We start from the raw sequence: 21932 nt of genomic DNA, 5'->3' as shown, positions 1-21932 counted from the left end.
TCTGGCCCTACTGTCTGTCAAGCCTGCGGTTCACAAAGCCCTTCTAGACGAGCAACTTCACGACGAATTTCACGCGCCAAAGCCGCTGAAAATCGGTTCAGCCGTTCCACCCGGCGCTCATCCGCGTGACGCACCAAATAAAAGCTGCGGGTAAGGGAAAGTTGATCCATCAGAATACGCCGGATCGGCACATCAGAGGCAGGAATAGCAAAGTCATGCACAACAGCGATCCCCGCCCCCTGACGCATGAAATTGAACTGAACCGAAAAAGAATTGGAAGACAGATGCACTTTTTCGGCCTGCATATCCGACAGGTAATCCAGTTCTTTATCAAAGATCATATCTGGAATGTAACCGATCAATCGATGTTGTTTCAGATCTGATAACTGCGTTATTTCACCATGATGCGCCAGATAGGTTTCCGCCGCGGCCAAATGCAAATGATAATCTGACAGTTTCTGCACAAGCAGTCGTCCCGTATCGGGCGGCGAAACCGTCACGGCCATGTCCGCTTCGCGCTTGGACAGGTTGAACACCCTCGGCAGGGCCACGATCTCGACCTCCAGCCCAGGATTTTCATCACAGATTTTCGCACAGACCTGGGGCAACAAATAGTTCGCAGACCCATCCGGCGCGCCAAGGCGAATGGTCCCGGTCAACAGACCAGACTGCCCGCGCAATTCTTCCTCGCCCAGATGCAAAGCCTGTTCCGCGCGCGTCGCATGGGCCAGCAGGCGTTCACCTTCATCTGTTAATGCATAGCCCTGGGGGGATTTCAGAAACAAAGGCGCGCCAAGGGCCTCTTCCAGACGTGAAATCCGCCGCGCCACGGTCGCCGGATCCATCTTTAACCCTTTGCCCGCACGCGAAATGCTTTCTTCCCGTGCCACGGCCAAGAATACCCGCGTGTCATCCCAATTCATGCGTCACCCTTGCATTTTTGCAAAACCTCTTTGTGAAATTACGGCTTTTCCGGGTAAAATTGCAAGTGTAACCTGCCGCCAACGTGAAAACCTTAAAGGGAGAGTTTTGATGCAAAACATCGGACATTTCATCAACGGCGCAGAAGTTGCGGGCACCACCGGCCGCACCAGCGACGTGTTCAACCCAGCCACCGGCGAAGTTCAGGCGAAACTGGCAGTTGCATCCGCAGCTGAGGTTAACGATGTCGTTGCCAAGGCCGCCGAGGCACAGGTTGCCTGGGGCAACACCAACCCACAAAAACGCGCACGCGTTATGATGGCAATGGTTGGCCTGATGAACCGCGACATGGACAAATTGGCAGAAGCCCTGTCCCGCGAGCACGGCAAAACCATCCCAGACGCCAAAGGTGATCTGCAACGTGGTCTCGAAGTGATCGAATATTGCATCGGTGCGCCTGAAATGCTGAAAGGTGATTACACCGACGCAGCGGGCCCTGGCATTGACATGTATTCCATGCGTCAGCCCCTGGGTGTTGTGGCATCCATCATGCCGTTCAACTTCCCTGCGATGATGCCTCTGTGGCACGTTGGCCCGGCTTTGGCTTGTGGCAACGCCGTGGTTCTCAAACCATCCGAGCGCGACCCATCCGTTCCTATGATGCTGGCGGAACTGTTTGTCGAAGCAGGCCTGCCTGCGGGTTGTTTCCAAGTTGTAAACGGCGACAAAGAAGCTGTTGACGCGCTGCTGGACAACGAAACCATCATGGGCGTGTCCTTTGTTGGCTCCACCCCGATCGCGCAATACATCTATTCCCGTGCAACGGCCAACGGCAAACGCGCGCAGTGTTTCGGTGGGGCGAAAAACCACATGATCATCATGCCTGATGCGGACATCGAACAAGCTGCTGACGCGCTGATCGGTGCTGGTTTTGGCGCGGCTGGCGAACGCTGCATGGCGATCTCTGTTGCTGTTCCTGTTGGCGAAGAAACCGCAAACAAGCTGATCGACGCCCTGGTTCCACGCGTGGAAAAACTGCGCGTTGCGCCTTACACCGACGGCAACGATGTGGATTACGGCCCTGTTGTCACCGCAGAAGCAAAACAGCGCATCCTCGGCCTGATCGAAAGCGGCGTTGAGCAAGGCGCGAAGCTGGTTGTTGATAACCGTGATTTCAAACTGCAAGGTTATGAAAACGGCTTCTTCGTTGGTCCACATCTGTTTGACAATGTGACCACCGACATGGACATCTACACCCAGGAAATCTTTGGCCCTGTTCTATCTGTTGTGCGTGCAGCAACCTATGAAGAAGCCATCGGTTACGCCATGGATCACGAATATGGCAACGGCACCGCGATCTACACACGTGATGGCGACACCGCGCGTGACTTTGCGCACCGCATCAACATCGGCATGGTCGGCATCAACGTGCCAATCCCTGTGCCGCTGGCGTACCACACCTTTGGCGGCTGGAAAAAATCCATGTTTGGCGATTTGAACCAGCACGGCCCAGACAGCTTCAAGTTCTACACACGCACGAAAACCGTGACCTCACGCTGGCCATCAGGCATCAAAGAAGGCGGCGAGTTCAACTTCAAAGCGATGGACTAACCTCCATCTTTGAACAGATAAATCGGGCGGTGCAGCAATGCGCCGCCCTTTTTCATGCGCTCACTGCTCCCTGACGGGCGCGTTTCGCTTTTCATCTTGCCCGAAATACTCCGGGGGAATCCCGCAGGGATGGGGGCTGGCCCCCTTGCACTTCAATGTCTCTCATGCTGAACTCAGGAAAATAGTAGGGGGTAAATATATGGCGTATCAGGAACCGGATTTCACAATCGGCGTTGAGGAAGAATATCTTCTGGTGGACAAGGACAGCCTTGCGCTTGCCCCTGCCCCGGATGACTTCATGGCGCGCTGTGTATCGGAACTTGATGGTCAAGCCAGCCCCGAATTCCTCGCTTGTCAGATTGAGATCGGCACGAAGGTTTGCGCGTCTACCCCGGATGCACGCGAAGACTTGAAGCGTCTGCGCAGCTGTGTGGCCCGTGTCGCAAGCGACTATAACCTCGCCCCGATCGCGGCCTCTTGTCATCCGTTTTCTGACTGGAAAGATCAGACCCACACAGATCGTGAACGTTACCAGGTTCTCAAGCGTGATCTGGCGGGGGTTGGGTACCGCATGTTGATCTCGGGCATGCACGTACATGTGGGCATTCCTGCGCCAAATCAACGGATTGATCTGGTCAATCAGCTGACCTATTTCCTGCCGCATTTACTGGCCATGTCCGGGTCTTCCCCCTTTTGGCAGGGGCGTGATACGGGCATGAATTCCTATCGTTTGACCGTCTTTGACAACCTGCCGCGCACGGGTCTGCCACCACAATTGGCCAGCTGGGGCGAATATGAACGTTCTGTTGAAACCTTGATTGACACCGGCGTGATTGAGGACAGCTCAAAAATTTGGTGGGATCTGCGCCCAAGTGCAAAATACCCCACAATCGAAAGCCGCATTTGTGACGTGTCCCCTTCGATCAACGGCACGCTTTCCCTTGCTGCCCTCACCCAATGTCTGACGCGGATGCTCTGGCGTCTTGCGCGCAGCAATCAACGTTGGCGCATGTATGATAATTTTCTGATTTCTGAGAACCGCTGGCGCGCGCAACGCTATGGCGTATCTGAGGGGCTGATCGACTTTGGCGCGGGGCAAATCATTGATTTCAAAACGCTTCTTAATGAAATGATTGAACTGGTCTATGAGGACGCCGACACATTGGGCGCCTTGCAAGACGTTGAGAATGCCCGTGATTTTATCAAACATGGCACCGCATCTGATCGTCAACGCGATGTGTACAACGCCTCCATCAAGGCTGGAAAACCCAAGGATGAAGCCCTGCGCGATGTGGTCGCCTGGCTGACCGAAGCCTTCCATGATGGCTTGTAAAAACATCAAAAAGTGACGTCAGGTTTTTCGGCCTGGCGGCATTGCAAAACTCCTGTAACAATCGTTAATTAAACGCGTGTTCAGTTAGATTGATCGATGCCGCCGGGAGGAAACCATGGATTTCGCGCTTACCGAAGAACAGACCCTGATTTACGATATGGCCAAGGGATTTGCCGATGAGCATATCGCGCCCTTCGCAGCCGAATGGGAAGCTGCGGGCACCGTGCCAAAGGAACTCTGGGGCAAGATGGCGGAACTTGGGTTTGGCGGGTTGTATGTGTCTGAAAAGAATGGCGGCTCCGGCCTGACACGCCTTGATGCGACCTTGGTGTTTGAAGCCCTGTCTTCCGCCTGCCCAGCTGTCGCCGCTTGGCTGTCGATCCACAATATGTGCGCCGCGATGTTGGATAAATTCGCCAATCAGCACGTGGTCGATACATGGTTGAAACCGGCTGTGAACATGGAAAAATTCTTTGCCTATGCGCTGACGGAACCGGGATCAGGATCAGACGCCGCCGCGTTGAAAACCCGCGCGGAACTGGTCGGCAATGAATATGTTTTGAACGGCTCCAAGGCCTTCATTTCCGGCGCAGGTTACGCCGACGCCTATGTCGTCATGTGTCGCACCGGCGGCGATGGGCCAAAGGGTATTTCGACCGTTGTGGTAGACAATGGCACCGGTGGCCTAAGCTTTGGTGGGCTTGAGAAAAAGATGGGCTGGCACGCACAGGAAACCCGCCAGGTGCAGTTTGACGATTGCAAAATCCCCACCACAAACCTTGTGGGCGAAGAAGGTCGCGGCTTTTCCTACGCCATGGCTGGGCTTGATGGCGGGCGGTTGAATATCTCGTCCTGTTCCTTGGGGGCTGCGCAAACCGCGCTTACGAAAACCTTGGAATATATGGGCGAACGCCAAGCTTTTGGAAAATCCATCGATCAATTCCAGGCCCTGCAGTTCCGTCTCGCAGACATGGAAATCGAACTTCAGGCCGCCCGCACCTTCCTGCGCCAAGCCGCTTGGAAGCTCGACCAAGGTGCGCCCGACGCCACAAAATTCTGCGCCATGGCGAAGCGTTTCGTGACCGAAACCGGGTCCCAAGTTGCCAACGGATGCCTGCAGTTGCACGGCGGATATGGCTATCTGGCGGATTACGGCATTGAGAAACTGGTGCGCGATCTGCGGGTGCATGAAATCCTGGAAGGCACCAATGAAATCATGCGCATGATCGTGGCGCGCAACCTGCTGGCGGAACGCGGTTAATATATGTGGCAATACACAATCATCGCGTTTCGACGGCATGAATACTGGGCGATCCAAACCGCCCGGAAGGTGCCGTTTTTCGCGATATTTGTATTTGCAACACTTGCAATTTGGGTCATTCCAGCACTGCCCATTCTTGTTCTGGTATCCCTGCCGCTTGGGGCAGAGAACCTTTGGTTCGCCATTCCAGGGGCAATCCTGAATGTGCTTGCCGGAGTAGTGCTCATGATTTTGGTCACCCCTTGGTACTTCCGCTGGGCTTTTATATGTATGGGCCTGATGTTTCGGCGGGGTAAAATGGCTCAAGACAAAGAAAACGAACTCAAGGAAACCCTGATGAGGCTGACACATGACTGACATCCACATCCGCCGAGAAGGCCATGTCGGACGGATCACGCTAACGCGCCCCAAAGCACTGAATGCATTGGGTTATCAAATGGCGCTTGAGGTTGAAAAAGCCCTTGACGCTTGGCGCGATGATGATGCGGTGAAACTGATACTGCTGGATGCAGAGGGCGAACGCGCCTTCTGTGCTGGCGGGGACATCCAGGAAATGTATGACACGGCCAAAGCCGGTGACTATGAATATGGCCGCACGTTCTGGCGCGATGAATATCGTATGAATGCCAAGATGTTCGAATTTCCCAAACCCGTGGTTAGCCTGCTTCAAGGGTTCACTATGGGGGGGGGCGTTGGCATTGGCTGTCACGGCTCTCACCGTGTGGTTTGTGACAGTTCACGCATCGCCATGCCAGAATGTGGCATTGGTTTGATCCCGGATGTCGGCGGCACTCTGATCCTTGCCCGCGCCCCCGGACGCCTCGGGGAATACATCGGCATGTCTGGTGTACAACTGGGTGCTGCGGATGCGATCCACGCAGGTTTTGCAGATTATTACATCCCACAGGAAACTTGGCCGGATCTGATTACAAAGCTCTGTGAAACAGGTGATGTTGCCACGGTGGATGGCGCCGCACAGACGGCCCCTGAAGGCAGCTTAATGGCGCATGAAACCACCATTAACCGCCATTTCACAGGTGAAACCGCGCTTGATATTCTACGCAACCTTCAAGGTGACGACGGAGAATTTGCACAGAAAACCTTAAAAACCTTGCGCCGAAATTCCCCACTTGCGGTGTCTGCGACCGTGGAGCTTGTACATCGTGCACGCGGTGCAAAGGGCATCCGCGCTGCCCTGCAGCAGGAATACCGCTTCACCCATCGGGCCGCCAGTGACGGTGACTTTATCGAAGGTATCCGCGCCCAGATCATCGACAAGGACCGGAACCCAAGCTGGAAACATGCTTCGGTCGAAGATTTATCGCCGGTGGATGTTACAAAAATGCTGATGCCGGTTCCCGGTATCAAAGTCGTATTTAAAGGAGAAGAGCCATGAAAATCGGATTTATCGGTCTCGGCAATATGGGCCATCACATGGCCCGCAACCTGGCCTCTGCCGGACATGAAGTCACTGGTTTTGACCTTGCCGCGCCCTGCCCCGAAGGCGTTGCAAAAGCTGACAGCGCAGCCGCTGTTGCGACGGGTGCCGATGTGGTTGTGACCATGTTGCCCAACGGCGCAATCCTGAAATCTGTTGCGTCTGAGATCATCCCTGCGATGCCTGCTGGGGCCGTCCTATGCGACTGTTCCACCGTGGATGTTGAAAGTGCGCGCGATGTCGCGGACAATGCCAAAGCCGCAGGCCTTATGGCCGTAGACGCGCCGGTTTCCGGTGGCATTGGTGGCGCGGATGCAGGCACGCTGACCTTCATGGCCGGCGGTGATGACACTGCCTTTAAGAAGGTTGCGGAATTATTTGATATTATGGGACAAAAAGCCGTTCACTGTGGCGAAGCAGGCGCGGGTCAAGCCGCCAAGATCTGCAACAATATGATCCTTGGCATCACGATGGCGGGCACCTGCGAAGCTTTCGCTCTGGCGGATAAACTTGGTCTGGATCGTCAGAAAATGTTTGACGTTGTCTCTACCTCTTCGGGCTATTCTTGGACGATGAACGCCTATTGCCCGGCCCCAGGTGTTGGCCCACAAAGCCCGGCTGACAATGACTACAAACCTGGTTTTGCCGCGGAACTGATGCTGAAAGACCTGCGCCTGTCACAACAAGCCGCCGTATCCGCTGATGCGGACACCCCCATGGGCGAACGCGCAACGGAACTCTATTCAACCTTTGTTGAGGATGAAGATGGTCTGGGCCGCGATTTTTCTGCCATGTTGCCCCGGTTTGAAAAACGCGGCCGCAGCTAACACTTTATTTGCGACATAAATAACGTCGCAAATGGTCTTTACGGGTCACGGCATTGCGCCTCACTATGGGTTAACGCTCCATATATGAGGCCCGCCGTGACCCTTTCTTTTGCCGATTTCGCCACGAATCTGACCTATGACGACCTGCCCGAGGCGGTCTTACAAGTCCTGCGGCGCAGCTTCACCGACACCATGGGCGTCGCGGCGATCGGATCCACCACAGAAATGTCCGAAGCCGCCTATAAGGGGGCCTGCGCCATGTTCGGCGTCACGCACACCGGCCGCGCGCGCGTCATGATGCGGGGCACAGAATTGTCACCCGCTGGGGCCGCCATGGCCAATGCCTTCACCGTTGATTCCGTGGACGCCCATGACGGTACGTCCCCTTGTAAAGGACACGCGGGCAGCGCCATTTTTCCGGCGCTCATGGCGGTGGCTGATGCTGAAGCCAGCCTTGGACGTCCCGTGGATGGCAAGACCTTTGCTATGCTTCTCGCCCTATCCTATGAAGTCAGCTATCGCGCAGGCCTTGCCCAACACGCGACCTGCGCCGATTATCACACCTCCGGTGCCTGGACAGCAGTGGGTGTGGCTGTTGGCGTAGCCCGCATGCTGGGCCTCAGCAAGGAACAAATCCGGCACGCTGCAGGTATCGCCGAATACCACGGGCCACGTAGCCAGATGATGCGCTGCATTGATTTCCCAACCATGTTACGTGATGGTGTAGGCTGGGGGGCGCCGACCGGTGTGACGGCCGCATATCTTGCCCAAGCCGGGTTTACCGGCGCGCCTGCCCTGACTTGCGAAGGTGAGGACGAAGCGCCTTTCTGGGAAGATCTTGGCACGGCCTGGCGCCTGGTCGAAGACACCCATTACAAACCCTACCCTTGCTGTCGCTGGGCCCACCCCTCTGTGGATGCGGTTGCAGACCTCATGCGGGACCATAATCTGCATCATTCCCAGGTTGCCTCTGTGGACATCAAGACCTTCCATAACGCGACCCGCCTGGCAGGTCATGCCCCTGCAACGCTTGATGAATTTGCCTATGGCATCGCTTTCCCTGTCGCCACCATGATTGTACGGAGACAGATTGGCGTACCGGAACTGACAAATGAAACCCTGCAGGATCCGGATATTCAGCGCATTTCACAGGCTACCACACTGATTGATGATCCGCATTATACAAAAATCAGTGTTGGCAAACGCTGGGCCGAGGTTTCCATGACGCTATCTGATGGTCGCGTGATCACCGCCGATCCACGCACCCCACGCGGCGACACAGATATGCCTCTGTCTGATCAAGAGATCAGTGAAAAGTTCCATCTTTTTGCAGACCCTGTTGTGGGCAAACCCCGCGCAGACAAGATTGAAACACTGACATCCGGGTTTGACACCCTTACCTCTGCAGAGTTCTCACAGCTCTGCACAGCCTGTCTCTCCACAGTTTGACTTGAAAAATCCGTTAACCCACAAGACGATCTCTGAAAATGTATTGCGTCCAAAAGGTTAACAGGCCAATACTGCCCTGTGTTAGTAAATGCGGTGTTAAAAGGGTCTGGACAGAATGGCGAGTTATTCAACCCGTATTTACGGCGCTGATAACATCAGCTTTATGCCCAGCGAAGACAACACCTACAGATCAAACCTCAACACCGGCAGTACAGTAACCTGGTTTGGTGGCGGTACAACATCCGTGGTTCAGGTGAATGATCCGGATAACTTCTTTAGTGAAGCGAACACCAATCAGACCCTAGCTGCCCCCGTCACATGGGACGGTACAAATTACACAACGGGCCAGATCGTTTCGCCTTCATTTGGGATCAACTTCACTGATGGGTCAGGAAACAGTTATACAGCCATCAGTTTCAATTTCTCCCCCAATACAGCCAATCAACAGGCTGATTCATTGGTCTGGGTGGGGAATAATGTTCCACCGAACGGGACAGTTTTAACCGTCACATCTGAATTCAACACTGCGGGCGGCACGACGCCGTTGAACAGCGACCTTGCCGTTTGTTTCGCCAGTGAAACCCTAATGCAGACGAACAAAGGCCTTGTACCAGCCGGCAAGGTCACAGAGGCGCATACGCTTCGTGATATTCATGGGGAATACTGGCCTGTGCGCATGCGGACCCACAGAACACTTGGCACCGCAGAATTTCTCGACACCCCCAATCACATTCCCTGCTGTATCCCTGCGGGCGCGCTTGGACGTGGGCTTCCCTTCCGGGACCTGGTGGTGTCGGCAAATCATGGGATATTTCTGAAATCGGATGTAGCACGAAATATATGTGGGATAGATACCCCCATGATTTCCGCAAAATTCCTGTGTGATTTCAACGGTATTCATCGGCAGGTCGAACGCAAAGAAATCACCTGGGTACATTTCCTTCTTGATCATCATGTTGCGCTTGATGTGCATGGCATTGGCGCAGAAAGCCTGCTTTTATCACCACAGGTTCTGCGCACTTTGCCCGAACCGCGCATCAAAGAACTTCGCCGCAAATACCCAATGATCTGGAGAGAGCGTGGAAAAACTCCACATCACCGCCTCAGCCGTAAGCAAAGCGAAAAATTACTGATGCGGTCCGCGAAAAACAACAAACCTTTATGCCGGGGGGCTGAAACACGGTCCCAGCTGGCCGGGTCCCTTCCGGTTACGCAGCTCTGTTCCAATAGCTCCGTTCAGGCACATTTGTAGGTATGCGCATCTGGCTGACAATCTAGTTGAACCTATGCACAACAGAAGACTGATCGGCGTTTCAGTTTCACATTCAGAACCAGCTGCGGCAAACAAGAAAGCCGTGGCACAAGGCCACGGCTTTCTAAAACGTATTCAGATCTGCTTATGCTGCAGAGGCACGTGAAGACAGCACATCGCCAATCTGACGCTGCGCATTGCCTTCATCACCACCACCAACAGCCGCTACTTCACGGGTCAGGCGTTCCAAGGCAGCTTCGTACAGCTGACGCTCAGAATAGCTTTGCTCACGTTGGTCATCGGTGCGGTGCAGGTCACGGACGACTTCAGCGATCGCAATCAGATCACCAGAATTAATCTTCTGTTCATATTCCTGCGCCCGGCGGGACCACATGGCGCGCTTTACACGGGCCTTGCCCTTCAGTGTCCCCATCGCCTGATCAATCATCGCTGGGGATGACAGGCCACGCATGCCAACTTCGGTGGCTTTGTGGGTTGGAACGCGCAGTGTCATTTTGTCTTTCTCGAACGAAATCACAAAGAGCTCAAGCTCGATGCCTGCGATTTCCTGCTCCTCGATCGAAATAACCTTCCCAACACCGTGAGAGGGGTAAACGACAAAATCATCGGGGCGGAATTCGTGTTTCTTTGCTTTGCTCATATGTTCTGGCTTTCTTCGTCGTGGCGTGTCGTTGCGTTACAATGCAGCGAGAAGCGTTCAGATCATTCTTCTGCGACAAAAATTCCAACGGGGCAGAAACCTCCCCCGCGGGTTAATTTATTTTGTGCAAAAAGACGTGTCAGGGTGCGAAACCCGGAACCTGATGCCTGTGTGCGTGCGTGTGTTTGTGCACCTAATATATCAGAAAAATGCATCTGTTAAAAGGCGGGCCTCTACCAGGGCAGGTACACCCCGGTAAATAAGGGGTTTCAGGCCTTAAAAACCGGCCCTTCCCCCACCATTAATCACATGATTTTCGAATCGGGCTTCAGCCGCCTTCGCCAGGCGCTTCTGAAAAGATCGTATCCAGTTTTCCGGTCTTGCCGTCATTTTCTTCGGCTTCTGGCAGCTGGTCTTTCTTGGTGATGATCACAGGCCAAAGTTCCGCGTATTTGCGGTTCAGTTCAACCCATTTTTCCATGTCAGGTTCGGTATCCGGGCGGATCGCATCTGCCGGACATTCCGGTTCACACACCCCGCAATCGATACATTCATCCGGGTGAATGGCGAGAAAGTTTTCACCTTCATAGAAGCAGTCCACCGGACAGACTTCGACACAGTCGGTGTATTTGCATCCAATGCAGTTGTCGGTGACGATATAGGTCATAGCTAAAGTCCGGAAATTCTACGTTGCTCTGCCCCAATTAAGCCACTCAAAGGCATCAATCAAGCAGGGAGGCACCGGAAAGAGGCAAATTGCGACGATCTTTCTTGGTGGGACGTCCTTTTCCCTCATATTTCGGCATGGGCGGGAAATTATTCTGATCAACACGCTTTTCCCGGGGTTGAGGCGGGTCAAGATCCTCGTATAAGGCCTGTGCTTCTGGTGCTGGCCCCCGCCGGATGCCGATCGCCACCACTTTGATCACCCGAACGTGATCATCTTTTGGGAATGTCAGGATGTCGCCCGGGCTGATTGTGCGGGCAGGTTTGCTGATTTTGGTGGAATTGATGCGGATCTTGCCTTCAGAGACCTGCTTGGCGGCAAGCGTCCGCGTTTTGAAAAACCGCGCATGCCACAGCCACTTATCCACCCGGAGCGAAGCAGTCTCCGCACCGGGGGTGTTTTTCGGATCAGACATATCTGATCACTTGTCTTTCAGACCCATCAGCGCAGCGGCGAAGGGATTGTCAGGATCAATCGGTTTTTCCTTGCGCGCAGGCTTGGCACCCCATGACTTAGGCTTCTGATCACCACGGTCATTGCCGCCTTTGCGACCCGGCTTGCCACCAGGTTTGCCTTTGCCGCCCGGCTTGCGCCCTGCACCACCTTCAGCGCGGCGGTTATTGCCACCCTGACGGTTGTTTTGGCGCTGTTGACGTGCCCATGTAAAGGTAAAGAAGGTTTCCATTTCTGGCGCTGCTTCTTCGGCAGGGGCTTCCGCTACAGCCGCATCTTCCGCCGCAGGTTCTTCTGCAGAGGTTTCTTCGGCTTTCGCTTCAACAGGTGCCTCTTCGGTCGCTGTTTCTTCTGCGTCCTTAACTGGCGCAGCAGCTGTTGCTTTCACCTTAACGCGTTCACCTTCTTCGGCTTTATAGCCAAGGCCACGCATCAGATCCGAGAACTGAACCAGCGTCATACCAGAGATCGACAGCATATCTGCAGATGCTTCGAAACCACCACGTGAATCTTCATTGCGCAGCATATCAGCCAGACGTTCCAGCATGTCGATACGGATCGCACGCTCGCCTGCCTGACGATAGCCACAGATATTGTGGTATCCGGCAGCAACATCTTTGACGGACGGGATTGTCACAAGACCCGGGGGCGGGCTTTCTGCAAATTCGTCATGTCCCTCAGACAGCGCCCAAAGCACAAGGCGCAAGCGTGTCGGTGCTGGCTTCAGCAAAAGCGGCATAAAGATCGTGAACTGACCAAAGCGCACACCATGTTTGCGCAGCAGGCCACGGGCGTCTTGATCCAGATCTTTAACTTCCATCGCAACCTGGTCGCGTGGCACGATGCCCTGCGCTTCCAGCAGACGAAATGCAAAGCCCCGGGCGATGCCAGTCAGGGTTTCATCACGGGACATGGCCAACATTGGCTCAAAGAGATTCGCAATTTTGCGGTCGATAAAGTGCTGCAGGCGGCGTGTCACTTTCTCAGAAACATCTGTCCCAGCCTCGTCATCAACAAAGGCTTGAACGCGTGGTTTCAGGGGGTCATCGCCCTTCACCAACTTGCCCACAGCGTATTCACCCCACATCAGACCACCCTGTTCGGTGAAGTCCATTTCTGTATCCGGCGCGTTATAAAACCGGTCAGATCTGAGTGAGAACTCAGGCGCAAGCGCTTGATATGCAGCGGTTTTCAGCGTTTTCGCCTCATCCCCTTCTGCGGATTTATCCAGGGTAAAGCGGAACCCTTCAAGACGGCCGGCAAATTGCCCCTCAACCGTCACTTCACCTTTGTCGTTCACGTCAGCCACCAGGCTCTCCTTCTGCTTCAATCGCCGCATCAAAACAGATGTGCGGCGATCAACAAATCGTTGGGTCAGCGCGTCATGAAGCGCGTCTGACAGGCGATCTTCTACAGCGCGCGTCGCCGCACGCCAATGATTTTCGTCTTTTGTCCAGTTTTTCCGCTGAGACACATAGGTCCAGGTCCGGATAAATGACAATCTTTTGGACAGGGCATCGATATCCCCTTCGGTCTGATCCAGCCGTTTTATCTGTCGCAACAGCCAGTCCTCGGGCAGCGGACCTTCTTTCAGATGGTTGAAAACCGTCATCAAAAGATTGGCATGTTCCCCGGGTGAAATCCCGCGAAAATCAGGAATACAGCAGACATCCCATAACAGACGCACATCAGACGGCGTGTTCACCCGCGCATTCACCAGATCATCCTGTGACAACGTCTGCAAAGCAATCAGATCATCCGCCGCCCTGGCCCGCATCAATCGCGGATCATCGGGTTGTTGTTCCAGTGACTTAATCAAGCGATCTGTTGTACCGAATTCCAGCTTTGAATTGCGCCATTCCAGACGTTTCAACGGGGCAAACCGGTGGTTACAGATCGCATCAGCCAGACCGTCATCCAACAACGGGGCCTCGCCCGTCACCCCAAAGCTGCCATGGTTCATATGCCGACCGGCACGTCCAGCAATCTGGCCCATTTCATGGGGAAACAATTCACGCATGCGACGGCCATCAAATTTGGCCGTAGATGAAAATGCCACATGATTGATATCCAGGTTCAGCCCCATACCAATCGCGTCAGTTGCCACCAGGTAATCGACGTCCCCATTCTGATACATCTCAACCTGGGCATTGCGCGTGCGTGGTGAAAGCGCGCCCATCACAACCGCTGCACCGCCTTTTTGGCGCTTGATCAGTTCAGCCATCCCATAGAGATTTTCCACCGAAAAGCTGACAATTGCAGATCGCCCGGGCATTCGACTGATTTTCTTTGAACCCGCATAAACAAGTTCAGACAGACGATCACGGGTCATGAAATACGCATCAGGCACCAGATCTCGGATCACATCACGCATCGTGGTTGCGCCCAGAAACAAGGTTTCATGTGTACCGCGTGCATTCAGCAGACGATCGGTGAAAATATGGCCCCGTTCCGGATCACCGCACAGCTGGATTTCGTCAATCGCCACAAAATCAGCGCCGATGGACAAGGGCATCGCTTCCACCGTGCAGACCCAGTATTTCGCACGCGGCGGTACAATACGTTCCTCACCGGTGATCAAAGCCACAACAGACGGTCCACGGATCGCAACGATTTTGTCGTAAACTTCACGGGCCAACAGGCGCAACGGCAGACCGATCACACCAGAGTTGCGCGCCAGCATCCGTTCAATAGCGTAATGGGTTTTACCCGTATTCGTCGGCCCGAGAACCGCTGTTATCTGTCCCTGCATCACCCTCACCCGGCGTTATCAGATCTTCTCGCCGCCCGTGCGGGCCTCAAGCTCGTTAATGGTTGCAGATATATGAGGCTGATGTGGATGTATAGCAGCAGAGGCCCGAAAGGCCTGCAATGCCGCGTCTTCATCCCCAAGATCACCCAGAATGGTGCCAAGCCCCGCGAACGCTTCATAGTGATCCGCATTCAGGGCAATCGTCCGCTGCAGCGCATCTAGGGCAGGTCCGTAATATCCGGCTTGAAAATAGGCCTTGGCCAAAGTGTTCCAACCTTCCGCAAAATCAGGCGCGTGATCCGTCATTGCGGTGGCATGTTCAAGGGCGGCCTGCCCTTCTCCGGCCTCAAGTGCCTCCAGCGCGCGCTTCAACAAAAGATCAACGCTGTGGGATCCGGATCGTGCCCATTCTACGCGGATTTTTGCCTCTACATCCTCCCAAGCAGCAAGATCAGGGGTCGCCAGCAATGCAAGCAGGTCATCGATTCCCGCCCCGCGGGCGGTCACCCCCATCTGTCCGCCACCGTCCTGTGCGCTGGCTGGCGTTGCAAACTGCAAATAAAAGAGCGAATTCATGCCCATTAACGCAATTATTACGGGACATGCCGTAAGGAAAGCTTTGAGGTGTGCTAAGAAATTGACCATAACGTAAGCATTCTATCAGACCCCCGGCAAAAAGCGAGAGCTGCCGGATCACAAACCGGAGGAATGTCATGAGCGACATTATCACTGCTGCAGTTGCAGCGCTGAGCGAAAAGATGACCGGCGGCTTTGACGGCTGCGCAAAGTTCACCCTGAACGGCGAAGGTTCAATCATCATTGATTCTGACGGTGTCCGTGCTGGCGACGATGATGCAGACGTGACACTGGCTGCCGATGCCGACGTTTTTCAGGCGATCCTGGAAGGCGACCAAAACCCGACCACCGCATTCATGACAGGCAAACTGTCTGTTGATGGTGACATGGGCATGGCTATGAAACTGGCATCGGTTCTCGGCTGATGTCAGACGCGCCTTTTCACAATGATCTTGCGGACGGTCCCGACGGGGGATATGCGGCCTGGCTGCATTGTTCCGATGGGGTACGTATCCGGGTTGGTCACTGGCCTCTGCCGCGGCAGGTAGGCCCTGAAAAGGCAGATGTAAACGGAACGGTCCTGATGTTTCCGGGCCGGACCGAATATATCGAAAAATACGGTCGTGCGGCGGCAGATTTTGCCGCCCGCGGCTTTGAAATGATTGCGATTGATTGGCGTGGACAGGGGCTTGCGGATAGACTCCTTGAGGATCCGATGATGGGTCATGTCGGTGCATTTACAGATTACCAAAAAGACGTGGATGCGGTTATGGCCTGGGCTGAACAGCAGGACCTGCCAAAACCTTGGTATCTCATCGGCCATTCCATGGGGGGCGCAATTGGAATGCAGGCTTTGCATGCCGGGCTGGACGTTCGGACAGCCGCATTTTCTGCCCCGATGTGGGGCATTCGTCTCAGCAAAATCACCAAATTTTTTGCGGGTTTCATCTACAGACTGGCCCGCATGCTTGGCTGCACGCGACGCTATGCGCCCAGCACCAACAGCGCATCTTATGTGCTGGATGCAGAATTTGATGACAATATGCTAACCCGCGACCCGGACATGTGGCAGCATATGCAAAGCCATATCCACGCCGAACCCCAGTTTGGCCTTGGCGGACCCAGCATCAAATGGGTTGGCACCTCGCTGCAGGCCTGTGCGGATCTCCTGCAACGCAAGGCCCCGGATTTACCCATCATTACATTTCTAGGCAAAAATGAACGTATCGTTGATGTGGAAGCTGTTCACCAGCGTATGAACAGCTGGCCCAACGCAACACTGCATCTGATCGACGATGCGGAACACGAGGTCATGATGGAAGTCCTTGAAATCCGCACGTTTGTTTTCGATACCTGCGCAGATCATTTTACGGCGCACCCGTGATCTGTTAACTGGCAGGGTGAATCACATCTGCCATGCCTCAACCAACGGACCTGCCCCATGACTGATCGCAAACGTGTTGTCCTTTCCAGTGACCACGCCGATATCGAACTGCGCAAAACCATTGTCGCCTATGTTGAAACCCTAGGATATGAGGCCGTTGATATCGGCCCGCAAACCTCTGAAAGCACCCATTACCCACTGCATGGCCAGGAAGCCGCGAAACGTGTTGCATCTGGCGACTGCGATCTTGGCATCCTGATCTGTGGCACCGGCCAAGGCATTATGATGTCCGCCAACAAAGTGCCCGGCATCCGCTGTGGCGTCTGTTCCGACACATTTTCCGCCCGCATGATCCGCGCCCATAACAACGCGCAAATGCTGTCCATGGGTGCGCGCGTGATTGGCGAAGGCCTGGCCCTTGAGATCGTCGAGGCCTTCCTGACCACCGATTTCGAAGGCGGCCGCCACGCCACCCGCGTCGACATGATCGAAGCATAAATATAAACATGCCCCGCCGTCACACGCGGGGCAGTTCATTTCAGGCTCCCGCCAGCTATATCCCATCCGAGAACCTAAAATCGTCTGTCGCGACATTGCCGCGATAAACTGCCAGAGCGAAAAACACCCCTTCGCCCGCCCTGCAGCGAAAGTCTCAAGATAGCATAGACTCGCCGATGCTGCGCCCGTCACCAATGACTGCTTTCGCGATCGAACAACACCACTGACGGTTGTTTGCCCGGCGCCCGTGGGTTAAGATATCCCAATGAGCTATGATCTTAGCATTTTTGCACCCAAACTGAACGCTGACCTAGTGGACCAATGGACTAAACGTCTGAACGCATACGACCGTATAGAATATGAATTCCACCCAAGTGTTAAATTTGAGATTGGTTGGTTTGGCTTCTGGCCTATCAAAATAACCACTCCCCGACCTCGGCTATTCTCTGCACGTCAAGAATATATGTCGGGTTTTGATATGTCTGTCCTTAATTTTGATTTTGAAAGTTACTTCAACCTAAAAAACGACGAGGTAGAGACGAGGCGGGAGCAACTTAGGGCGGAAGGTCTGGACCTAGAGCTTTGGGAAGGCTTCAAGTCACAAGTCTTAATTTCATTCAAACCCAACAACAGGTTTGAAGCACGGCTTTCCTTTATATCCGCAGCCATTTTGACTGAAGAACTAGGAGGCATATGCAATGATCCTCAAACAGGCGAAATGCTGGGTCAAGGCCATGTATTCTCTTGGGCGATTGAACGCGTTAGCCAATATGATTTGGACACGCAGGGCCAAAATTTGACTTCTCATCCCTTTGACGGTTGGAAGTAGCCATTAGATATTCCGATATGAAAGTCGACTTTGTCCGTGTATCCGACCTTGGCGTGAACAGTCATAAAGATTTGCGCCTGCAGGTCGGACATTTGGGGCGGCCTTGCATGACGCTGCCTGTCAATTACGGTTCAACAACCTGAGCTATCCGGTCAAAGCTTCCGACGCCCCACACCAGCTGTATCCACAAATTCACAGGCTTTTCCCTTGTCTCTGCGCCCCTGCCCGCCTATCTCAGTAGGAACCATTTTCTGAGAGGTCTCAATGCAGTTTTCCCTTCCATTCGCCGCCCCCGAAATCAACCGCGACGCGGCAAGTGAAACCGGGGGGGATGCGCTTGGCAACCTGCCGGAATGGAACCTGGACGACCTTTACACAGGCGAAGACGCGCCAGAACTCGAATCCGACATGGCTTGGCTTGAAACCAACTGCGCGAAATTCGCCACCGATTACGCGGGCAAGCTGGATGGTTTAAGTGCTGCGGACATGTTGGCCTGCATTGAACTGCAAGAAGAAATCAACCAAAAAGCCGGGCGCATCATGTCCTATGCGGGCCTACGCTATTACCAAAACACCATGGATGCGGGGCGCGCGCAGTTCATGCAGAACTGCCAGGAAACCCTGACCGACTATACCGGCCATCTTGTGTTTTTCTCACTTGAGTTCAACCGCTTGGACGAGGCCCACCTCGCCGACCTGCTGACAGAAAATGCCGATCTTGCCCGCTACAAACCCGTGTTTGACCGTATGCGCGCGATGAAACCGCATCAGCTGTCTGACGAGCTGGAACAATATCTGCATGATCAGTCCTCAGTCGGTGCCGCCGCCTGGAACACGCTGTTTGATGAAACCATCGCGGGCCTGATGTTCAACATGGATGGCGAAGAGTTGAACCTTGAGGCGACGCTGAACTTCCTGACCGATCAGGACCGCAGCAAACGCGAAGCCGCATCACATGAATTGGCGCGGGTGTTTGGCGAAAACGTGCGCCTCTTTGCCCGCGTTCACAACACTTTGTCCAAAGACAAAGAGGTCGAAGATCGTTGGCGCAAAATGCCATCCCCGCAAGCCGGACGTCACCTGTCAAACCACGTGGAACCTGAGGTGGTCGAGGCCCTGCGCAACGCGGTTGTCGCCGCCTATCCCAAGCTGTCGCACCGTTATTATGCCTTGAAAGCCAAATGGTTGGGCCTTGAGACCATGCAAACCTGGGACCGCAACGCGCCGCTTCCGATGGAAAGTGAACGTTTGGTTACCTGGGACGAAGCCCGCGCAATTGTCGATGGGGCTTATGGCGATTTCGACCCACGTATGAAGGAAATCGCAGCCCCGTTTTATGACAAGGGCTGGATTGACGCCGCCGTAAAACCCGGCAAAGCCCCTGGTGCCTTTGCCCACCCCACGGTCACCAATGTGCATCCTTATGTGATGTTGAACTATCTTGGAAAGCCCCGTGATGTCATGACCTTGGCGCATGAATTGGGCCACGGCGTGCACCAGGTGCTGGCGGCGGATCAGGGCGAAATGCTGTCCTCCACGCCCTTGACCTTGGCAGAAACCGCATCCGTCTTTGGCGAGATGCTGACCTTCCAAAAATTGCTAGACGGCGCCAAGGACCAAGCGGAACGCAAAATCATGCTGGCGGGCAAAGTCGAAGATATGATCAACACCGTCGTGCGCCAAATCGCGTTTTATGACTTTGAATGCAAACTGCACGACGCACGCGCCGAAGGCGAATTGACCCCAGACGACATCAACGCCCTGTGGATGTCCGTGCAAGCCCAAAGCCTTGGCCCGGTGTTTGAATTCGCGCCCGGCTATGAAACCTTCTGGGCCTACATCCCGCATTTCGTGCACTCGCCCTTCTACGTCTACGCCTATGCGTTCGGTGATGGCCTCGTGAACGCACTTTACGCGGTCTACGCCGAAGGTGACGCGGACTTCCAAGAGAAGTACTTCGACATGCTTAAAGCTGGCGGGTCCAAGCACCACAAAGAACTGCTTGCCCCCTTCGGCCTAGACGCCTCAGACCCCGCCTTCTGGGACAAAGGCCTGTCAATGATTTCCAGCATGATCGATGAATTGGAAGCGATGGAATAGCCCATTGTCAAAATGCCTTGCTGATCAGTCTGGTCTGCAGGGCATTTTGTTCTTTTGAGCATCAGCTTATGCGAGTGTTTCTCTACCAGAATTGTTTTTTAAGCACATATGGAAATCAATGCCGAAACTTCACTTTGGTGAACGATACAAAAGTGGTGGGAAAGCTTTCCCCAAAAAGCGCAACAGGCTTTTTTCATTCATCACCAACGCATAACGTACATAATCCGGATCTTCGGACATATGTACTTCCTCGGCCCGAGCCCGGGCATAATACAACCCATTCACCGTCAGAAGCGCGATAGTCGCTACGATTTTCTCAGTCAAAGTTGCATCAGCAAGAAACGGCATTGCTGTCAGCCAGAAGAAAATGGATTTGGAAAAGTAATCCGGGTGTTTTAGATATTTGTAGGGTCCACACGTCACAACTCCCCGATTGGTCAAATTTGACCATCTAAGCCCGAAAGAACATGTCGCCCAAACCCAGACAACATAACTGACGAGCAAACCCAATAACCAAGGCAACGTCACGGACGGGTACGACTGGATCATTTCATACCATGGTTCTCCGACATATCGGTTGGCGATCTGTCCAAATGTCACATGATTAAAAGGCTCATAGCAAGCCAAAGTCACCACCCAGCCCCAAACCAAAGGATTAACCGTCCGGATCTGTGAATCAAACAGGCGCAATGTCAGACTGTAACCGGTGCAGACGACAACAAGCTCAAAGATGATCGATAGAAAGACAAGTCTACGTGTAATTAGCACCCAATCCCCAGAAAACCATATCTGAACCGGTGCTATATCGGCGACATTCAGAACAAGATAATAAAACATAATTGGCAGAAAGAAACCTTTAACGACCCAGCCCAGTGCAAAACTGTTCATATTCGCGACTTCGGCACCTTTCGACTGACCTGTCAGCCATGCGCCGACTTGCCAATATCCATCACGGGGGCTGATCATCCGCGCGTCAGTCCAGAAAATGTATACAGCAGCCAATATACATAAGGCAGGTAGGAATAAAACAAACACGTAAAAAGCTGGAAACAAGTGGGCTATTGGATAGATGCGAAACACGAAATGACACAGGAAAACAGCAGTGATTGTAGCAGAAAGGCCGACAAACTTCGTCATAGTTCGTTTTAGATCAAAACCATGTATTCTTTGCCCAACCAGGCCTGAACTCTGCCGGATGTGTGACTTTGCAATAAAAACTTCCAGAATTGCAACCGGAGTTGCATAGGCAAAAATTAGAACCAATGCTCCAAACACAGGGGACCTCACCGGATAGACTGACAACCAGACCATAGCAACGAACAATGCCGCAGCCCCCGTCAGATTGATCCATTCAGTGGTCACCGAAACTGGTAGTTCTTTTTTGACAGAATTCATACTTCAACCTCTGCTCCGGACCTGCAGTCAATTTGGGGCAACAATATGGCCGAATGCAGATAATTTAACCTAAAGAGCAAACGCCATGATGTTACTTCAACTGACTGTCTTTTGATCCACGCCTATTAATCCCGCCACGGGCTTGAAAACTTGCGTCGCGGTCTTGCATGCACTCGATGCACAGCTTAACGCCGGGCACGGCTGTGCGTCGGGCCTCGGGGATTTCTTCTTCGCAGTCGGCGCAGAACTTCAGGCTTTCACCCTGTGGTGTGCGGCGGGCTTTCATGCGGGCGAGTTCGTCATTGACGCTTGCCTCGATCTGCTCAGAGACCGCGCCGTCTTTTGCCCATCCACCAGCCATGTTCACCTCCGCTTTCTGTCACGAATGACCCTGACGCAACGACAGGCGGCAATCAAGGGCACGCCCCTTGTCAGTTCTGAGAATTCCCCTACCCTGTGATAAAT

General features: G+C 53.8%; 21 protein-coding genes. 13 read left to right on the top strand and 8 right to left on the bottom strand.

The window, feature by feature from the left end:
* Positions 1–17 precede the first annotated feature (17 nt).
* A complete protein-coding gene (locus ACPGUT_RS11995; RefSeq protein WP_423991689.1) occupies positions 18–923 on the bottom strand; it encodes a LysR family transcriptional regulator in 906 nt (301 codons plus the stop codon).
* A 109-nt stretch (positions 924–1032) separates the two neighbouring features.
* On the opposite strand from ACPGUT_RS11995, the gene ACPGUT_RS11990 reads away from it, so the two are divergent.
* The 8 genes from ACPGUT_RS11990 (at position 1033) to ACPGUT_RS11955 (ending at position 10092) form a co-directional block, all read left to right on the top strand.
* Positions 1033–2532, top strand: a complete 1500-nt coding sequence (locus ACPGUT_RS11990; protein ID WP_423991687.1) for a CoA-acylating methylmalonate-semialdehyde dehydrogenase — start codon at positions 1033–1035, stop codon at positions 2530–2532.
* 199 nt (positions 2533–2731) lie between these two features.
* Positions 2732–3865 carry a carboxylate-amine ligase gene (locus tag ACPGUT_RS11985; protein WP_423991685.1) on the top strand — a complete coding sequence of 378 codons (1134 nt, stop codon included), beginning with the start codon at positions 2732–2734 and terminating at the stop codon, positions 3863–3865.
* 115 nt (positions 3866–3980) lie between these two features.
* On the top strand, positions 3981–5126 hold the full coding sequence (locus ACPGUT_RS11980; protein ID WP_423991683.1) for an acyl-CoA dehydrogenase family protein: 1146 nt from the start codon (positions 3981–3983) through the stop codon (positions 5124–5126).
* Between the two features lie 3 nt (positions 5127–5129).
* The gene (locus tag ACPGUT_RS11975) at positions 5130–5483 is read left to right on the top strand and encodes a hypothetical protein (RefSeq protein WP_423991681.1); all 354 of its coding nucleotides are present in this window, start codon (positions 5130–5132) and stop codon (positions 5481–5483) included.
* Positions 5476–6522 carry an enoyl-CoA hydratase/isomerase family protein gene (locus tag ACPGUT_RS11970; protein ID WP_423991679.1) on the top strand — a complete coding sequence of 349 codons (1047 nt, stop codon included), beginning with the start codon at positions 5476–5478 and terminating at the stop codon, positions 6520–6522. Before ACPGUT_RS11975 ends, ACPGUT_RS11970 begins: the two co-directional genes overlap by 8 nt.
* Complete coding sequence (gene mmsB / locus ACPGUT_RS11965; protein ID WP_423991677.1) at positions 6519–7391, top strand: 3-hydroxyisobutyrate dehydrogenase; 873 nt, start codon at positions 6519–6521, stop codon at positions 7389–7391. The genes ACPGUT_RS11970 and mmsB overlap by 4 nt, the downstream gene beginning before the upstream one ends.
* A gap of 96 nt (positions 7392–7487) precedes the next feature.
* Complete coding sequence (locus ACPGUT_RS11960) at positions 7488–8840, top strand: MmgE/PrpD family protein (RefSeq protein ID WP_423991675.1); 1353 nt, start codon at positions 7488–7490, stop codon at positions 8838–8840.
* Positions 8841–8955: 115 nt separating this feature from the next.
* Complete coding sequence (locus ACPGUT_RS11955) at positions 8956–10092, top strand: Hint domain-containing protein (RefSeq protein WP_423991673.1); 1137 nt, start codon at positions 8956–8958, stop codon at positions 10090–10092.
* A gap of 145 nt (positions 10093–10237) precedes the next feature.
* Here the strand turns inward: ACPGUT_RS11955 and ACPGUT_RS11950 are convergent, their stop codons facing one another.
* From ACPGUT_RS11950 to ACPGUT_RS11930, 5 genes are all read right to left on the bottom strand, one after another.
* Complete coding sequence (locus ACPGUT_RS11950; RefSeq protein ID WP_423991671.1) at positions 10238–10753, bottom strand: CarD family transcriptional regulator; 516 nt, start codon at positions 10751–10753, stop codon at positions 10238–10240.
* 328 nt (positions 10754–11081) lie between these two features.
* Positions 11082–11420 (bottom strand): ferredoxin FdxA, encoded by a 339-nt coding sequence (gene fdxA / locus ACPGUT_RS11945; RefSeq protein ID WP_423991669.1) that lies wholly within the window; start codon positions 11418–11420, stop codon positions 11082–11084.
* Positions 11421–11475: 55 nt separating this feature from the next.
* Positions 11476–11895: an RNA-binding S4 domain-containing protein gene (locus tag ACPGUT_RS11940; protein WP_423991667.1), complete on the bottom strand. Its 420-nt coding sequence runs from the start codon at positions 11893–11895 to the stop codon at positions 11476–11478.
* 6 nt (positions 11896–11901) lie between these two features.
* The gene (locus ACPGUT_RS11935; RefSeq protein ID WP_423991665.1) at positions 11902–14685 is read right to left on the bottom strand and encodes a helicase-related protein; all 2784 of its coding nucleotides are present in this window, start codon (positions 14683–14685) and stop codon (positions 11902–11904) included.
* An 18-nt stretch (positions 14686–14703) separates the two neighbouring features.
* The gene (locus ACPGUT_RS11930) at positions 14704–15261 is read right to left on the bottom strand and encodes a tetratricopeptide repeat protein (protein WP_423991663.1); all 558 of its coding nucleotides are present in this window, start codon (positions 15259–15261) and stop codon (positions 14704–14706) included.
* Positions 15262–15398: 137 nt separating this feature from the next.
* On the opposite strand from ACPGUT_RS11930, the gene ACPGUT_RS11925 reads away from it, so the two are divergent.
* From ACPGUT_RS11925 to ACPGUT_RS11905, 5 genes are all read left to right on the top strand, one after another.
* Positions 15399–15686, top strand: a complete 288-nt coding sequence (locus tag ACPGUT_RS11925; RefSeq protein WP_423991661.1) for an SCP2 sterol-binding domain-containing protein — start codon at positions 15399–15401, stop codon at positions 15684–15686.
* Complete coding sequence (locus ACPGUT_RS11920; RefSeq protein ID WP_423991659.1) at positions 15686–16645, top strand: alpha/beta fold hydrolase; 960 nt, start codon at positions 15686–15688, stop codon at positions 16643–16645. The genes ACPGUT_RS11925 and ACPGUT_RS11920 overlap by 1 nt, the downstream gene beginning before the upstream one ends.
* A 57-nt stretch (positions 16646–16702) precedes the next feature.
* Positions 16703–17143 (top strand): ribose 5-phosphate isomerase B, encoded by a 441-nt coding sequence (rpiB, locus tag ACPGUT_RS11915; protein ID WP_423991657.1) that lies wholly within the window; start codon positions 16703–16705, stop codon positions 17141–17143.
* 265 nt (positions 17144–17408) lie between these two features.
* Complete coding sequence (locus ACPGUT_RS11910; protein WP_423991655.1) at positions 17409–17972, top strand: hypothetical protein; 564 nt, start codon at positions 17409–17411, stop codon at positions 17970–17972.
* Positions 17973–18236: 264 nt separating this feature from the next.
* Complete coding sequence (locus tag ACPGUT_RS11905) at positions 18237–20072, top strand: M3 family oligoendopeptidase (protein ID WP_423991653.1); 1836 nt, start codon at positions 18237–18239, stop codon at positions 20070–20072.
* 129 nt (positions 20073–20201) lie between these two features.
* Here ACPGUT_RS11905 and ACPGUT_RS11900 read toward each other — a convergent pair whose 3' ends face one another.
* Both ACPGUT_RS11900 and ACPGUT_RS11895 read right to left on the bottom strand, forming a co-directional pair.
* Positions 20202–21038, bottom strand: a complete 837-nt coding sequence (locus ACPGUT_RS11900; protein WP_423991651.1) for an isoprenylcysteine carboxylmethyltransferase family protein — start codon at positions 21036–21038, stop codon at positions 20202–20204.
* A gap of 520 nt (positions 21039–21558) precedes the next feature.
* Entirely contained in the window at positions 21559–21828 is a 270-nt protein-coding gene (locus ACPGUT_RS11895) for a DksA/TraR family C4-type zinc finger protein (protein WP_423991649.1), read from the bottom strand.
* Positions 21829–21932: the final 104 nt, after the last annotated feature.

This window comes from Halocynthiibacter sp. (genome assembly GCF_049608145.1).
Classification (GTDB): Bacteria; Pseudomonadota; Alphaproteobacteria; order Rhodobacterales; family Rhodobacteraceae; genus Halocynthiibacter.
Note: the sequence above shows the minus strand (reverse complement) of the source record. Positions and strands in the feature narration are given on the sequence as shown.

Bases quoted from the DNA above. Each gene is read 5' to 3' on its own strand.
- ACPGUT_RS11995 (WP_423991689.1), bottom strand. From the start codon at position 923: ATGAATTGGGATGACACGCGGGTATTCTTGGCCGTGGCACGGGAAGAA.
- ACPGUT_RS11990 (WP_423991687.1), top strand. From the start codon at position 1,033: ATGCAAAACATCGGACATTTCATCAACGGCGCAGAAGTTGCGGGCACC.
- ACPGUT_RS11985 (WP_423991685.1), top strand. From the start codon at position 2,732: ATGGCGTATCAGGAACCGGATTTCACAATCGGCGTTGAGGAAGAATAT.
- ACPGUT_RS11980 (WP_423991683.1), top strand. From the start codon at position 3,981: ATGGATTTCGCGCTTACCGAAGAACAGACCCTGATTTACGATATGGCC.
- ACPGUT_RS11975 (WP_423991681.1), top strand. From the start codon at position 5,130: ATGTGGCAATACACAATCATCGCGTTTCGACGGCATGAATACTGGGCG.
- ACPGUT_RS11970 (WP_423991679.1), top strand. From the start codon at position 5,476: ATGACTGACATCCACATCCGCCGAGAAGGCCATGTCGGACGGATCACG.
- mmsB (WP_423991677.1), top strand. From the start codon at position 6,519: ATGAAAATCGGATTTATCGGTCTCGGCAATATGGGCCATCACATGGCC.
- ACPGUT_RS11955 (WP_423991673.1), top strand. From the start codon at position 8,956: ATGGCGAGTTATTCAACCCGTATTTACGGCGCTGATAACATCAGCTTT.
- ACPGUT_RS11950 (WP_423991671.1), bottom strand. From the start codon at position 10,753: ATGAGCAAAGCAAAGAAACACGAATTCCGCCCCGATGATTTTGTCGTT.
- fdxA (WP_423991669.1), bottom strand. From the start codon at position 11,420: ATGACCTATATCGTCACCGACAACTGCATTGGATGCAAATACACCGAC.
- ACPGUT_RS11940 (WP_423991667.1), bottom strand. From the start codon at position 11,895: ATGTCTGATCCGAAAAACACCCCCGGTGCGGAGACTGCTTCGCTCCGG.
- ACPGUT_RS11935 (WP_423991665.1), bottom strand. From the start codon at position 14,685: ATGCAGGGACAGATAACAGCGGTTCTCGGGCCGACGAATACGGGTAAA.
- ACPGUT_RS11930 (WP_423991663.1), bottom strand. From the start codon at position 15,261: ATGAATTCGCTCTTTTATTTGCAGTTTGCAACGCCAGCCAGCGCACAG.
- ACPGUT_RS11925 (WP_423991661.1), top strand. From the start codon at position 15,399: ATGAGCGACATTATCACTGCTGCAGTTGCAGCGCTGAGCGAAAAGATG.
- ACPGUT_RS11920 (WP_423991659.1), top strand. From the start codon at position 15,686: ATGTCAGACGCGCCTTTTCACAATGATCTTGCGGACGGTCCCGACGGG.
- rpiB (WP_423991657.1), top strand. From the start codon at position 16,703: ATGACTGATCGCAAACGTGTTGTCCTTTCCAGTGACCACGCCGATATC.
- ACPGUT_RS11910 (WP_423991655.1), top strand. From the start codon at position 17,409: ATGAGCTATGATCTTAGCATTTTTGCACCCAAACTGAACGCTGACCTA.
- ACPGUT_RS11905 (WP_423991653.1), top strand. From the start codon at position 18,237: ATGCAGTTTTCCCTTCCATTCGCCGCCCCCGAAATCAACCGCGACGCG.
- ACPGUT_RS11900 (WP_423991651.1), bottom strand. From the start codon at position 21,038: ATGATCAGCCCCCGTGATGGATATTGGCAAGTCGGCGCATGGCTGACA.
- ACPGUT_RS11895 (WP_423991649.1), bottom strand. From the start codon at position 21,828: ATGGCTGGTGGATGGGCAAAAGACGGCGCGGTCTCTGAGCAGATCGAG.